Origin of the sequence: Eximiradius sp. (genome assembly GCA_937127445.1) — a bacterium.
Classification (GTDB): Bacteria; Bacteroidota; Ignavibacteria; order Kapaibacteriales; family UBA2268; genus JAKIZO01.
The window spans coordinates 19,677-36,389 of sequence record CAKZLY010000004.1 but is presented as its reverse complement, the minus strand read 5'-3'; the positions used below and the strand labels follow the sequence as shown (position 1 = coordinate 36,389).

Below are 16,713 nucleotides of genomic sequence, written 5' to 3'. Positions count from 1 at the left end.
GTAAACGACCACACTGTTGACCAATCGCTCTCTTCGCTACCACGAACTGATTTTACTCGCCAGTAGTATGTCGTTAGATACTGCAAGTTGCTCAACGAACGACTTGTACCTGTTACTGTTTCATTGACTATCGTAGTTGCAAATGTGCTGCTTGTAGATACTTGTATCTTGTAGCCTGTCGCTGTCGCTGCTGCATTCCATTGTAATGTCGGGGATATTGATACATCTACTGCATTGTTCGTCGGTGAAGTTAGCACAGGTGCCACCAGTGGTACATTCTGCGTCGTAAACGACCACACTGTTGACCAATCGCTCTCTTCGCTACCACGAACTGATTTTACTCGCCAGTAGTATGTCGTTAGATACTGCAAGTTGCTCAACGAACGACTTGTACCTGTTACTGTTTCATTGACTATCGTAGTTGCAAATGTGCTGCTTGTAGATACTTGTATCTTGTAGCCTGTCGCTGTTGGGTATGCATCCCAGTTCAATGCCGGATTTATTGTTACGTTCGTTGCTAAATTCGCTGGTGTTTGCAATGTTGGCGGCAGTAGCTGCACAATCGTGGTAAATGTGCGTATGCTGCTCCAAGAACCTTGTTCGCTTCCACGTAATGCTCTTACTCGCCACCAATATTGTGTATTGTAGCTTAAGCCGGTTACTGCTTTGCTTGTGGTAGTTGATGTTTCATCTTTAACTACATTCGTGAATGTTGCATCGCTCGCTACTTGCAATTGGTAACCTGTCGTAGTTGCTACGCTTGACCAGCTAAATGTCGGATTTATCGATACATTTGTTGCATTGTCGAACGGTTGTGATAAGCTCGGCACTCCCAATGGTGGCAATTGTGTACGGAAATTGTATACTTCTGACCATCCACCTATTACACCTGGGCGCACTGCACGCACTCGCCAGTAATATACTGTGTTGTACGACAACCCTGTCAATTGCTTTTGCAATGCTGTTACTGTATCGTTATACACAAACGTTGCAAATGTTGGCGAGGTAGAAACCTGTAAATTGTAGCCCGTCGCTGTATATACGGAACCCCATTCTAATATTGCTGATATTGATATGTTCTCTTGTCCGTTTGATGGCGACAGCAGCATTGGTACGCCTATTAGTATAGCATTTTCGTATGCTCCTATTGTCGGGGCTGTTGTTGAGCGAGTTACTCCAAGAATGTCCGTCGTTACTCCTGATACAGGTGAGCCAGCCCCTGCAAGCGGTGAGCCTACCAATGGTCGATAGTCACGGTAAGCTGGGTTCGCAAATTGTGGATTTGCACTTATTGAATTAGCATCTGCATTTGTTAGAGTACGCCAAGTGGCAAGATTTGGCAAATCACCGCTAAAGTAAGCAACGATGCCTTGTGAACCACTGACAAAATAATTATTGTAATTAAGTTCACCCCCTGTGAAACCAGTGCCATCGTGGAATACAGCGTAAGATCTGCTGCCAGAGACACCGTACATTGAGTTGTTAAATGTATTGTTTTTGATTGTGCAACCTGTTAGATCTGTAACTGCAATAACAAATGCAGAAGACATTGTTGCTCCATTAGCAGTATATTCGCCGGATAGATCAACAGTGTTGTATGCGATTGTGTGACCAGTACTACCGTTAATTCTGATACCAGAAGGAATATAAGTTGCAGTAGTCTGTGGGGTTAAATCATTGATATTTCTTATAATGTTATTTGTTATCTGAGTGTTGTTTGCATTACCGCCAATTGCAATACCAGCAACGTAAGAGGTAGTTGACGTTGCAGTTCTATTGATATTTTCAATCAAGTTGTTTCTGATTTGAGTATTATTTGAGGTAGTTGATGTTGATGCAGAATATACATAAATACCACTCAAAGTTGAATTTGCCGTAATGCCACTAATTGTATTGCCTGTAATAACTGCATTAGGATGATAATATACGTAGATGCCATAAACTGTGCTAGTTCCAGTATTGTTGTTATTTCGGAAAATGTTATTCGATAGAGTTGTTGTATTACCATAATACAGATATGCAAGGTACTGTGTAGAAGTTGAAAGATTGTTTTCTACAATATTATTCGAGAAAGTGCTGCTTTGAGTATAATATGAATAAATATAGTAAGTAGTAGAGGTCGAAGAATTGTTGCGGATAATGTTGCCTGTATAGGTGGCACTTTTCGGATAGTATGAGTAAAGAGCATAAATCAGTGAAGAATTGCTATTTTCAATACGGTTGTAGCTAACATCAGAGAAATCAGAATAATAGTTATAAATCGCATAGAAGGAGCTTGTACCTTGATATCGAATAGTATTGTATTTCACAGAACTATTTACATTATAGTAATTATACAAAGTGTAGCAGGCGGAAGAGGAGTTGACGTGAATATTGTTACTATCAATAGTAGCATAGCTTGAATAGGAAACATAAAGTGCGTAATAATGGCCATCGCCGCTAGTGCCATTATTACCGAATTTATTTCCAATAACACGAGGAGCAATAATTGGTTCACCAGAGACACCAGCAAGACGGATACCGTAATATGCACGATAAATATTATTATATAGGATTGCAATACTATCATTTCCACCAGAACCAGTAGTCAAGCTTGAAGGAGCGCTTGCAACTATACCGTAGCAAGTGCTTGTAGCTGCTGCACTTATAACGTTACAGTTTCTGATAGTGATATTTTTAACACTATTTATCATTCTGATGACAGCAGCAGAAGATTGTGTATTCTGAATAGTTAAAGCGTTTGTAGTTCCGGTTCGATTAATACGACCATCTATCGTAACACGTTCAGCACCATCGAGAGTAATCATAGAAGTAGGAGCTGCACCGCTAATTGTATAATTACCAGCTGGATAAATGCTAATAGTGTATGGATTATTGTTTTCGCAAACAATTTTCTTTAGAGGGACAGTACCAGTTTCAGTAAGGTTTGAAGTAATGCGAACTTGCAAATTACCTACTAGAACACTGTTATTAAGTGCAGCAAAAAGACCATCAGAGTTTGTTAAACTTGTGAATGGTTTTCCTTGTCCAACTTCAATAATGCCAGCAAAAGGAATGGAGATAAAATAACTGTGTTTAACATTTTCTACAGGGAAGTTATTAACATTTAAAAGTGTTGAAACAGGAGCGATGTTAAAAATGCCACTTGACGCACCTGTTAGTTGGTTTGGAGAATTATCTTGTGCAATAATGAAGTATTCTATTTCATCACCGGGAGCAACACCACCGTATAACAAGTTGTAATCGATAGTGAAATTGAAGGAGTAGCCGGAACCAGCACCAGTTGTATATTTCCATCCATCAGTTGCAGGGGTATTGTCGATAAATACATTTGCATTAGATTTCTTACGGAAATATATTCTTGGCGGATTTAAAGTATTGTTTACACCACTATAATCTAATACCGTTGCTTGAATAGTTCTATTTGTTGTTTCAGAAGTATTAAGCAAAGGAACAAATGTAATTGATGGTGGAACAAGATCACCGGATACTTCGTAAGCACCAATAAATGGGACAGAAGTAGAACGCATATTACCCAGTATGTCTGTACTATAAGCCAAAATTGGAGTCCCTGCTCCCTCAAGTGGGCTACCATCAACAGGGACAAGGACCTCATTATTGTTAAATAGTGGGTTAACATTTAAGGAATTGATGTCCTGACCGGTAAGAGCCTGTAAAACAGGGAAAGTATCAATGTCTTGAGTAATGAATGCTAATTTGCCATTAGGACCATCAACAAAATAATTATTGTAGTTAAAGGTTGAGTTTGTCAAACTTGCACCACTTGTTATATATATTGCATACCCTTTATAATTGGAAGGTCCGGTCATTGTATTTACGAAAACATTATTGCGAACGTCAATATTGTTTGTTGAGCTGGTATAAATCATAAGTGCGGTTGAAGCACCGGCAGCAGTGCTAGTCGAATAAGTGTTGCCGTACATATTAACGGAATTGTAGTAAATCTTATGGCCAACGCTTGCGTGTATTCTGATTCCCGAAGGAATATAAACATTTGAAGTTTTATTTATGTAGTCATAGATACCTGCAATTTCGTTGTTCACTATTTCAGTATTGTTGCAAGAAGAGCCAACGTAGATACCATCGCAATAAGATGTAGATGTACCCGAAATTTGGCGGATGTACCCAATTTTGTTAGCAAGAATTTTGACATTGGCGGATGAAGTAAGGTAAATACCATACGTACTTGAACCACCTTGCAAATTCTTTATCGTATTACCAATAATGTTGCTGTTACCGCCAGAAGACAGATAAATACCATAAGTAGATGAATTAGCTGTATTATCGACTATTTCGTTATAGTTAAAGTTGCCAGCACCAGGGGATGAAAGGTATAAACCATAGAAAGAGTTAATAGCTGTGTTATTTCTTGTTACGTTACTTTCAATTGTAGGGTTAGTTGAATAATAATTGTAAATTCCATAGTGATAAGAGCTTGTATTATTCTCAATAGTGTTCCCAATTACTGAATTGTCGGATCCGTAATAAGGGTAGATATAATAAGCTGAACTTATCTGATTATTACGAATTATGTTGTTACTTACATTAACGTTGTTTGAGTAATATGGATATATACCGTAAAGCGTAGAGGTTAGATTGTTGCTTTCTATAATATTATTGAGAGCTGTACTATTGTGAGAGTAGGACAAGTAAATACCATAATAAGTTGAGGAAGCAGTACTGTTAGCGAATGTATTCGAATAAACAAAGGTGTTGTTAGAATAATAACAATACAAGTTATAGATAGTGCTGGTTGTACTAACTTTGAATGTATTATGTGTTATTTCGGTGCTATCAGCATAATAAACATAAAGAGCATAGTAATGCCCATCATTTGGAGCTGCATTATTACCAAAGCTATTAAATTTAATTTTAGTTCCAAAAGATTTATCAGCAGAGGAAGCATAAACACGTATGCCATAGTAAGATCTATAAACATTGTTGTATAGTAATTGAACGTTTCTATTACCACCAGCAGCTGAAATACTTGTTCCCCCACCTACAATGATACCATAGCAAGTAGAGGTGCTCGATGGACCAATAATATTTAAATTCCTAACTGTAACATTATTAGCCCCATTACTTGTACTTAGAGTACCTTTCTTAATCCAAAGGACAGCTTGCGAGGACTGGGTATTCTCAAGAGTAACAGCATTTTCGGTACCAGTCATGTTAATTCTTCCGTCAAATACAAGGTTATCAACATCTTCGAATGTAATTAGAGCGTTCTGAGCAGGGCCGGAAATTTCAATTTCAGTAGTTGGATAAATATAAATAGTGTAAGGAGTTGTTGCATCAGATGGTATTTCCTGCAAACGAATTGTGCCTGGTTCAACTAAATCAGATGTGAGTTTAATATGTAAATTGCCAGAAAGAACTCTATTGTTGATATATGCGAATACTCCGTTCATACCTGTTAGGTTTTCAAATTGTTTTCCGGCGCCAACTTCAATAATACCAGCAACTTGGGGTTTAACTTTATAAGAAACGTACAATCTCTTGATTGGGAAGTTTGCAGCAACAAGTTGAACACTTGATGGTTCAGTAGTAAATTCACCATGAGATAATGCAACCTTATGAACAGCAGAGTTGTCCTGAGCAACTACGAAATATTCGATTTCATCACCAACAGAAACTCCACCGTGAATTAGTGCAGTGTTGATTGTAAAGGAGAAATTAGGCGCAGTACCTGTTGCAACTGTATATTTCCAACCATTTGTAGCAGGTGTATTATCAACATAAGTATTCGCATTTGTCTTTTTCTTGAAATAAATTCGTGGAGCGTAAGCACCCGTGCTCACACCACTTAAGTCATTAATAACAGCAGTTGTAGATCTATTACCAGTAGATACTGTGTGACCAAGCAAAGATAAATTGATTGTCGGAGGAACATAATCACCAAAAGTTTCGAAGGCGCCTATTGCTGGTGCAGTTGTTGAACGTGTATTACCGAATAAGTCTGTTGTAACAGCAGCGATTGGAGTACCAAGACCCATAAATGCGTTTGTAAAAGGAATCACATCGATATCACTATTAAATACTGGTGCAAAATTCATTGAATTTTGATCTTGATTAGTAGCAGCTTTCCAAAGTACTAAAGTTGGTCTATCAACACCAGCAAAATTACCCAATACACCATTACTGCCAGATACATAATAATTATTGTAGTCAATAATAGAATTTGTCAAACTTGCCGCGTCAGGAATAACAATTGCGTAGGATTCAGAGTTAGGTGTTGCTACGGCATTATTTGAAAATGTATTATTTCTAACATTCCACGCAGTTGCAGTACTGTAGTTAATTACTAAGGCAGCTGAATTTAAATCACCACCAACATTAGAAAAATCACCTGTGATATGAACAGTATTATGATAAACTTGAATATCAGTTCCATAGCGAATTCTAATACCAGCAGGAATGTAAAGTGGATCAGTCGTTGCAGATGTTTTAGAAACACCACTGATTGCATTATTATACAGTTTTGTTTGATGAGCATAATAGAGATCAATACCAGCAATACCTGTTGTTGCACTTGAATTAGATAAATTTTGAATTGTATTATTTGCTATAAGGGCATTAGTAATATTCGAGGAACTATTGTAAACATAAATCCCATTTGCAGTGGTAGTGGAGCTCAAATTTTTAATTATGTTATTTGTTACTATCCCATTAGAGTGATAGTAAACATAAACACCATAAGCAACAGAAGAACCGCCCTGATTATTTAATATTTTGTTGTTTGTTATAGTATTTGCAGAACCATAATATGAATAAATAAGATATTGAGCGGAAGAAGAAATATTATTCTGAATCAAATTGTTGCTTGACGTTGAATTATTGCAGTAGTATAAATAGTTACCGTATATTGTTGTTGACGAAGTATTGGAAATTTCGTTTTCAGTAACTAATGAATTATTGTTGTATCCGACGTAAATAGCATAGAAAGTAGAAGTGGATGTCGATTGAATTGAATTCCCTTGAATAAGAGCATTGTTGCAATAATAGACATACATACCATAGTGAACAGAAGATGAATTTGATAGGATATTATTGTCTGTAATTTCGGGGAAGTCGCAAAAATATGTGTAAATAGCGTAATAAAGACCATCCCCTTCTGTTAGATTATTCCCAAAGTTATTATTGCGAATCTTTAAACCAGTTAGATAACCATCCGAAGCACCGTAAGCACGAATACCAAAATAGGCACGATAAATATTGTTATATTCAATTACATTATCTATGTTACCAGCAGCACCACTTGTAAGAGACGCTTTACCGCTAAGCACAATACCATAATAACCTGCTGAAGAAGGATTGCTACTGACAATATTACAATAGCGAATAGTGTTGTTTCTCGCACCATTTGCACTAAATTTATCACCTCGGTAAAGCCAGATGACTGCACCAGGTCCGTTATTAACAATGGTTAATGCAGGTGTATTACCTGTTGCATTAACACGGCCATCGATAATAACTCTATCAGCATCTTCCAGTCGAATTATTGCATCACCTGTCCCACTAATTGTATAATTACCGGTAGGATAAATCTTAATAAAATAGCTTCCGCCTTGTGAAGTAATGGCTTCGAGAGGGATTTGACCTGTTTCTTCCAAATCGGAAGTAATCTGAATGTCTAAATCCCCAGTTAGAACGCTAAGTTGTAGCAGTTCGAAAACGCCACCCGGTTTAGTAAGTGATGTATAAGTTTGACCCTGTCCAACTTGAATTACACCAGATAATGGAGCAGCAATAACATAGTTTGAAGTAACAGCAACAGGGAAATTAGAGATCGTCAAATTGACAGATGAAGGAGAAACTGTAAATTTACCATCGCTGACGGCTACATTTGCGGGATTATTGATGTCTTGTGCAATAACAAAATACTCAATAGCAGTTCCCTGATAAACGCCACCATATATTTTTGAATAATCTATTTCAAAAGTAAAAGAATTACCAGAAATAGAAATTGGCTCAACGTATTTCCATCCGTTTGTTTGGTTAGTATTATCGATGAAAGTATTAAGGTTTGTCTTTTTTCGGTAGTATAGACGTGGCTTATTAACTGTGTCCACGGCAGTATTGTCAGAGATACCGACAAGAAGTGTAACATTAGACGTGCTTGTAGTATTTAGAATTGGCTGGAATACAATTTCAGGAGCGATAAAATCACCTTCAATTTCGAAAGCACCAATTGAAGGCGAAGTTGTTGAGCGAGTATTGCCATCTAAGTCGGTAGTTACAAGGCTTAAAGGAGTTCCAGCTGCAATAAGTGGAGAGCCATAGTAAGGTCGCAAGTTAGTATTTGAGTTGTAAAGAGGATTTACGCTAATGGAATTGGTGTTTTTTAGTGTATCTCTATTTTTAAATGCTGTCAAATTAGTGAAATCTGTAGATCCAATACCAGCAAGAACGGCATTACTTCCAGATACAAAATAATTGTTGTAATTTACTGTTCCAGAATTGAATGGCGCATCTGCTCCAAAGTAAATTGCAAAAGATTTAGAAGAAGCAACGGAATTTATTTGAGTGTTAACAATAGAGTTGTTTCGTATGTCGCAGCCAGTAACAGATGTGTTCAAAGCAATACCAGCAGAGAAACCTTGAGTAGAACCAGAAACTGTTTTATTCCCATAAATATTTATTGAGTTGTTATAAATTTGATGATTAATACTACCAAAGAGCATAATACCAGATGGGATATACTGGAACGAAGTTTTGTTAACAGCATCGAATATCCTAGAAATCGAATTATTAATAAAGCGTGATTGATCACAAGAAGAAGAGACATATATACCATATGCAGAGGTTGTTGTGCTTGCTGAACCAGTGGAAATGTTTGTTATCTCGCAATTACGAACAGTTGTGTTGGCAGCACTTGCGAGATAAATACCGTAGACATTGGCATTTCCTTGTATATTACTTATTTTCAATCCATTATAGTCATTGTTTGAGCCAGAGGAGTTATAAATTGCTGCTAAAGCTGATGTTGAACTGTTCGAAATATTCTTTATTGTACAGTTATTAAATGTATTGTTTGCACTTGTGCCAAGAACATACCAACAATACATTGTGGAAGAGCCGGAAATATTTGAAATTTCGCAATTATTAAATGTATTTCCAGTTGAGGTAGAAGTTAGATAAACACCGTAAAATGCAGTTGAAACGGAATTCTTAATGGAGTTGTTCTCCAACAGACTGTTAGTCAAATATGGTGTATAGTAGCCATATAAGGTAGAACCAGTTGTAGTATTTTCAACAGTGTTATTTGTAATAACAGAATTATTAGCATAGTATATATAATATGAATAACAAGCACTTGATGAATTGATTGATAATTTGTTGTTATCCATTATCAATCCCTCGGTGTAATAGGTATAGTAGCCATAATAACAGCCGTCGCCAGCAGTGGCATTATTCCCAATATTATTGTTTCGTATTTCAATTCCTGTTGCTCTTGGAGAAGAGCTGGCATAAATACGTATACCATAGTATGCTCTATAGACGTTGCAATTAAGTATTTTCGTAGTATTATTAGTTCCAGCAGAAGTGAAAGAAGATGTGGAATACAATCCGGAAACTATGCCGAAAATGGAGCTTGTCGAAGCAGAGGCACCAATTACATTTACATTTCTGATGGTAACATTATTAGCGCCGTTGCCAGAACTTGAGCGAGCTACCCATATTCCAGCAGCATTGGATGTGGCTGTGTTTTGTATTGTCAGCCCATTTAAATTACCAGTGCGGTTTACACGCCCATCGATAGTAACGTTATCGGCATCTTCGAGAATAATAATTGCTTTGTAGCTGCCGATACTGCCTGAGATAGTGTATTCACTTGTAGGGAAAATTACAACTGATGTGTAATTTGCACTACCGACACCAGAAGCTTTTAGCACGGGTGGATCGGTCTCTACAAGATTATCATCAATTAGCACTTCAATATTGCCAGTAAAAGCACCGACATTAATTGCATCGAAGGCTAATTTCAATGATGTGTAAGTAGCAGTGTCTTGAGATGTTTGAACAATGACTTGAGCATTTAGAGAATACCCAACAACGAACAAAAGAGCGATTAAAATAAATCGCGTGAAGGATTTAATCATGTCATCCCCTCTAAAATTTATAAAAACTTAACCATTGTCGTAATTAAGAAACGAACTTTTTAATACTATTTTTATCAATTAAGTTCATTTCATTAATTAATTTAAAAAATATTTTGAAATTTTAAAATATTTTTTTCAATTTTATTTATAATTCTAACATTTAAAAAAGAAAAAATAAAAACACGCCCACAGAAGCGAGCGTGTTTATTTCTTTATTTGAGAGACTTTCGTGCAATATTATGATTAATAAAAAGATAAAATATAGTCGCCCTTAAAATATTAGTTTTTAATCGGATAATCTGGGACTTTAGGAATTTTTGGTTTAGTGTCTGTTTTGATTTCTTCTAAAATAATTTCAATTGCTTTAATTAGTTGAGTATCTATGCCCTCAAACTCTAATCCTGGATTGTTTTCAATTTCGATATCAGGTTCCATCCCAACACCTTCCAAAATCCACGATCCATCGCGTCCAAAGTTAGCGAACTCAGGTTTATTAAGATAACCACCATCGAGGAATGGGAGGCTTCCGCGAATACCAATGACACCGCCCCAGGTGCGTTTGCCTATGAGTTTGCCTAATCCCATAAGTTTAAACTGGTATGGGAACAAATCGCCATCGCTCATAGATTGTTCGTTGATTAGCATAACCATAGGACCAGTCATGACAGCACTTGGAGTAGTGAAAACCATTTCTTGATTTCGTGCATTGCGTGCTACAGCAAGGATTCGGCGAAGGCGTTCAATAATCAGCGAGGATACATTACCGCCGCCATTGAAACGGTCGTCTATGATTAGCGCTTCTTTGCGAACTTGCGGGTAGAAGTATTTAACGAACTCGTTCAGTCCGTTATCGGGCATCATATCGGGGATATGCACGTAACCGACACGCCCGCCGGTGGCACTATCAACAAATCGGCGGTTGCGTTCGACCCAATTATAGTAACGCAGCGATGTTTCGCGAGGAAGTGTTTTTACAACAGTTGTTTGTGAATTTTCAATTGTAGGACGGAAATTATAACGTATGGTAACAAATTTGTTGTCTTTCCCGACCAATGCATGATATGGAGTAATTTCTTTTGATAGTCGAATACCATCAATTTCAAGAATATAATCTCCTTTTTTTATTTTAATTCCAGGCTCGGTAAGAGGAGAACGGCGATTTTCGTCCCAGTTTTGACCTTCTAATATTTTTTTGATTTTGTAGAAACCAGTCTTTTCGTCAAATTCCAAGTCAGCACCTAGATATCCAATTCCAATAGGTTCAACTTTTGGTATATCGCCACCGCCAACATATGCGTGTCCGGCATTTAGTTCACCAATCATTTCTCCAAGGACATATGTTAAATCGGCTCTATGAGAAATATAAGGAAGAAGAACTTCGTATTTCTTCTTAATGGCAGCCCAATCAACTCCGTGCATATTGGGAGTATAGAAGAAGTCTCGCATCTGTCGCCAGGTTTCGTCATAAATTTGCTTCCATTCTTTTCGTTTGTCAATGAATATTTTTAAATCGGACAAATCAAGTTTCCCATCTTTCGGAGTAAGATTTTCTTTCAATTTTTCAATATAATAATCATCTTTGCTTTTTATCAAAATTGATTTAAAATCTCTTGATATATCGAATTGAGAGAAATCACCAACTTTTGATTCTTCGCATTTTTCTAAATCGAATTTAAATAGGGTTGAATTGTTATTGTGGTATCTTATGTAATATATGCAATTTTTATCAGCATAAATAGAAGAATATGAAGCAGCAGGCATAGGAAATTCGAAAATCCTGTTAGAAATACCGTTCAAATCGATAGAGATTAAGTCTTCGTTTTCGTTTGCGATTTTAGATGATTTTTTTGTTGATTTCTTAGGTTTGGCGGTAGTATCTTCATTAGTTTTGACGTAATCTTCGAATTTGATTAAAGGATTTGGAATATTTGAACTTAAAGCGATGCCATAAATTTTTTCGAGATTATTGTAGACAAAGTTATATTCAAAAGAACCAGTTGTAGGATTGAATGTCCTTTTAGAGACGAAGAATAAATATTTGCCGTCGGGCGAGAAGACAGCACCATTTGACTCAAAGAACTCATTTGTGATTTGATAAGATTTACTGTCATTCAATGAATACAAATTAAGAACTGGCGTGTAATTATTGACTAAATCAGTATAAACAACCCATCGGCTATCGGGCGACCAACCGAAATCGCGGATTTCCCATATTTTCGATTTAGTAATGTGAGTAACTTTTTTTGTTTCTACATCTACGTAAAATAATCGCATTAATTTATCAGAATTGAGAATTTTTTTGCTGTCGGGGGACCATTCGAGTTCCCAGCGGTAAGAGGTGCCATCGTTTGTAAGGCGTGTTTTTTCAGTTCCATCGGGTCGCATAATATAGATTTCGTCTTCGCCGGTTTCGTCACTAATGAAGGCTATCCATCGACCATCTGGCGACCATTTGGCATTTCGTTCGTGAATTCCATTGGTGTTAGTGAGATTTTTAGGATATCCGTTTTTTGCGGGTACAACAAAGATATCGCCACGAGCAACGAACAAAGCAGATTTTCCATCAGGAGAAATTGAAGCGTTAGTAATGTATTTTCGGACATCAACAAAACCTGGTCGAAAATCGCTATTATCGTCATATACATAAATGTCGAGTTTTTGAAGGTAATCGTTTTCTGTTTTCAAGATATAAATTTCACCACCATTTTCGAAAGCGATATGTTCTGCCCCAAGAGAGGGGAATTTAACATCGAATTCAGTAAAATTGGTAATTTTTTTTGTTTGTTTAGTGTTCAAATCATAGCAGAACAAGTTCATAACTTTGTCGCGGTCCGAAAGGTAATAGATTTTATTTCCAACCCACATAGGAATTATGTCCTGAGCTGGATTGTTTGATATATTTTCGAGAGATTTAGTTTTAAAATTGTAAATCCAAATATCATCAGCCTGTCCACCGCGATAGCGTTTCCAGGTGCGGTATTCACGGAAAATTCGGTTCATAGCAATTCGCTCACCATCTGGGGAAAGGCTTGCAAAGCCAGCTCGGGCAAGTGGTAGTTCAGTAGGTAAACCACCATCAATTGGTGCAATGAAAAGTTGACCGGAAAGGACATTCCAGCTTTTCTCACGGCTGCGGTAAAGAATATATTTGTTGTCGTTTGTCCATTGCATTATGATTTTGGCTGGTCCCTGACGTTCCGCAACATCGGGCATATCAAGTGAATAAGTGATACGGCGTGGTTCTCCACCGGTCGAGGGCATAATATAGATATCAGGGTTGCCATCATATTCACCGACAAAAGCTATTTGCCTGCCGTCGGGAGAAAATCTTGGATAAAGTTCGAGACCCGAGGAGCTTGTAAGTTTACGTGCAACTCCACCTGTTATCGGAGCAATCCATATATTGCCTGCATAGGAGAAAACAACCTCGTTTTTGGAGGTATTCGGGTAGCGAAGGAGTTTGCTTTCAGTTTGAGGAAAAGCAAAATACTGAAATAAAGAGGTTAGAATCAGCGAAAACAGTAGTTTTTTCATAATGAACTACCAAAATATATTGAACAATTATGTAAGAATATCATTTTTTTTCAAATTAATTAAATCAATTGTTTTCAAACAGACTTCACCAGAAAAGTATTTTTCGAGAACTTGTTTGAAAACATCGGGAGCACCTTCGACACAGGAGAAAAGCGTCATCGAGGAGCGAAGTTTTATTGCATCAATGGGACTAAAAATTTCGACAGGGTCATTGGTTCTAAGTTTCAGAAGTTCGCATGATATTTCGATTAATCTTTTGCTCAAAACTTCATTTTCCAGATAGGCTTTTGCTTCGTAAATGCTTTCTATCCCGTAGAAATGGGACATTTGGCTTTCGCCAAGTCCACGCATTTGAGGGAAAATGTACCACATCCAGTGAGATTTTTTCTTTCCTGATTTTATTTCAGAAAGAGCGATTTCGTAAGAAGTTGCTTGGGCTTGGATAAATTTTGTAAGGTCATATTTTTTCATATTTATAATATTTAATATTTTTTTGATAATTTTTATAATCGGAATAAAATAAATATTTTGTTTATACATCAAATTTAATTAAGATATTCTAACACTGATATCAATGTTTTAAATCGAATGTCAAAAACAATAAAACATATTAAAAAACCTATATATAAAAGACTACTAATTAGTTATTTAATTGCAACTTTGCCTGTATCTGCAATAATAATACTTATTGTAAATCTGATTGCTATTCCATCAGCAAAGGAAAAAACGAAAAGTGAGCTTCATAATACTACAAAAATTATTTCAGCAATGATTTATAATTCAGCTACTGTTGTAATAAAAAATCATTTAAAAGCTATTGCTGATAAAAATAAGGAAATTACTTCTCATTATTACAACCTCTACAAAAGTGGTAGCATTTCTTATGCAGAATTTAACGATAAAGTATATAATTATTTATTAACTCAAAAGGTGGGAGTTTCCGGCTATCCTTATGTTCTGAACTCAAAAGGCGTATTGGAACTTCATCCGTATAAGGAATTGGTCGGGAAAAATGTATCCGAATATAACTTTGTTCGGAAACAGATAGCTGAGAAAGAAGGTTACATTGAGTACGATTGGAAAAATCCCGGAGAAAAGAAAGAAAGACCTAAAGCCTTGTATATGACTTACTTTGAACCTTTGGATTGGATTATTTCAGTTTCAAGCTATAGGGAGGAATTTAACGATTTATTGAATATAGATGAACTCCGAGAGATGGTATTATCGCTTAAAGTAATTAAAACAGGATATGTTTATATCTTAGATTCAACAGGGAAAGCTCTCATTCACCCATTTATGCCCAAGTATTATGATATTTTTTCTGAAACAGGTAGAGAAAGCGGATTTGTCAAACATATGATTAATAATCCAAGTGGATTAGTTGAATACAAATGGCAAAACCCAAATGAAGAAAAACCTTACCAAAAGATTGCTTTTTTCGAGAAAGTTCCTGTTTTCAACTGGATTGTGGTAGCATCAGGTTATTCGAAAGACGCTTATGAAAGCATAGAAATAATGAAGATTTCATCATATTTTACTGCAATATTTATTGTTATTGTTGGCTTCATTCTATCTAATATTTTTAGCAAAAGGTTATCTTATCCAATTGTAAATGCAGTCAATCAAATTCAAGAAAATTTGAGCAAAGGCATTACAAAAGAAATCATTATTAGAACCGACGACGAAATCCAATTCCTTGTTGATGAAATAAACAAATATTTGAAAGAAATTGAGCAGCAGAAAATTGAAATAATAAACCAAAAGAAAAAGTATTCTGATTTATTCGAAACGAGTCCAGTTGGAGTGATGATATTAGAAAACTGCATCATTGCTGAATGTAACCCTGCATGCTCAAATTTGTTCGCAACCACAAGAGAAATGCTTATTAATCAGGATATATCTAATTTTTTCAGTAAAAAAAATAATGGTGAATTAGTAGAAACTTTTAAAAACAAAATTCAAGTCTCATTCGAGAAGAGACTGGTTTCGAGCTTTGAGTGGGAATTTGTACCGAGCGACGGCAGTATAGTAATTGCATTTGTTCAAGCAAAATTGTTCAGTGAAGGCGTTAACCAACAATTTGTATTATTCATCGTGGATATTACAAATGAGAAGAAATACCAGCAAGAACTTATAGAATTAAATGAAACCTTGGAGAAAAAAGTAGAAAAACGAACCGAGGAATTGAACAAAGCGCTTAAATATTTAGAAGATGCTAATTATGAATTAAAATCACTTAACGAACAAATGGTAGAGGAGTCGAGAAAACTTACAGAACTGAACGAGAAGCTAATTCGTTCAGAAGAAGAATTAATAAAAACAAATACTGCAAAAGACAAATTTATTTCTATTCTTGCACACGATTTAAGGAATCCGATTGCAGGAATAAGGTTGTTATTAGATACTATACATCAGATCTTGCAAAGCACAGAAATAACCGATGCGGCTACGATTGAAATGTTGAAAAAGCAAGTCCAGCTGGCACGTTCAGCAACAAATCAGACTTTTGAGTTGCTCGAAAATTTATTGCAATGGGCAAACTTACAAAGAAAAGGGTTCGATTATTCACCAGAACTAAATAATATTTTCTTTTTTGTCGACAAATGTATTAATATTGTAAAACCAAATGCCGATAATAAAGAGATAAAGATTATCAATGAGGTAAATCCAAATGCCAAAGGATACTTCGATGAGTTTGTAATACAAACGATAATTCGCAATTTGCTGATGAATGCAATCAAGTTTTCGTACGAAGGAAGTGAGATAAAAGTAACTCTTAAAGATTGCGAAATGAATGATATTTGCTACGTTCTGTCAATACAGGACCAAGGAGTGGGAATGCAAGAAGAAATGATTGCAAAAATTTTGAGCGATGGTATATCATCAACAACTGCTGGGACAAAAGGCGAAAAAGGGAGTGGATTAGGTTTGTTATTGTGCAAAGAATATATTGAGAAAATGGGTGGACGGTTTTTCATTGAAAGTAAATTAAACGAAGGAACAACAATCAGTTTCACTATACCGAAAAATGTTACATATTAATAAAGGTGTCTCA

At 36.1% G+C, this 16,713-nt stretch carries 4 protein-coding genes; 1 reads left to right on the top strand and 3 read right to left on the bottom strand.

Going from position 1 to position 16,713, the window contains the following annotated elements; genetic code table 11:
• From AC6QZF_RS01050 to AC6QZF_RS01040, 3 genes are all read right to left on the bottom strand, one after another.
• A partial coding sequence (locus tag AC6QZF_RS01050; RefSeq protein WP_499798032.1) for a right-handed parallel beta-helix repeat-containing protein occupies nt 1-10,124 on the bottom strand: 10,124 nt, incomplete at its 3' end.
• 279 nt (nt 10,125-10,403) lie between these two features.
• On the bottom strand, nt 10,404-13,658 hold the full coding sequence (locus tag AC6QZF_RS01045; protein WP_499798031.1) for a S41 family peptidase: 3,255 nt from the start codon (nt 13,656-13,658) through the stop codon (nt 10,404-10,406).
• Between the two features lie 27 nt (nt 13,659-13,685).
• Entirely contained in the window at nt 13,686-14,129 is a 444-nt protein-coding gene (locus tag AC6QZF_RS01040; RefSeq protein ID WP_499798030.1) for a DUF1810 domain-containing protein, read from the bottom strand.
• Between the two features lie 117 nt (nt 14,130-14,246).
• Here AC6QZF_RS01040 and AC6QZF_RS01035 point away from each other — a divergent pair, with 117 nt between their 5' ends.
• Nucleotides 14,247-16,700 (top strand): cache domain-containing protein, encoded by a 2,454-nt coding sequence (locus tag AC6QZF_RS01035; RefSeq protein ID WP_499798029.1) that lies wholly within the window; start codon nt 14,247-14,249, stop codon nt 16,698-16,700.
• The last annotated feature ends 13 nt before the right edge of the window (nt 16,701-16,713 follow it).

Excerpts from the sequence above, each read along its gene's own strand:
- AC6QZF_RS01035 (WP_499798029.1), top strand. The coding sequence starts at position 14,247 with ATGTCAAAAACAATAAAACATATTAAAAAACCTATATATAAAAGACTA.
- AC6QZF_RS01045 (WP_499798031.1), bottom strand. The coding sequence starts at position 13,658 with ATGAAAAAACTACTGTTTTCGCTGATTCTAACCTCTTTATTTCAGTAT.
- AC6QZF_RS01040 (WP_499798030.1), bottom strand. The coding sequence starts at position 14,129 with ATGAAAAAATATGACCTTACAAAATTTATCCAAGCCCAAGCAACTTCT.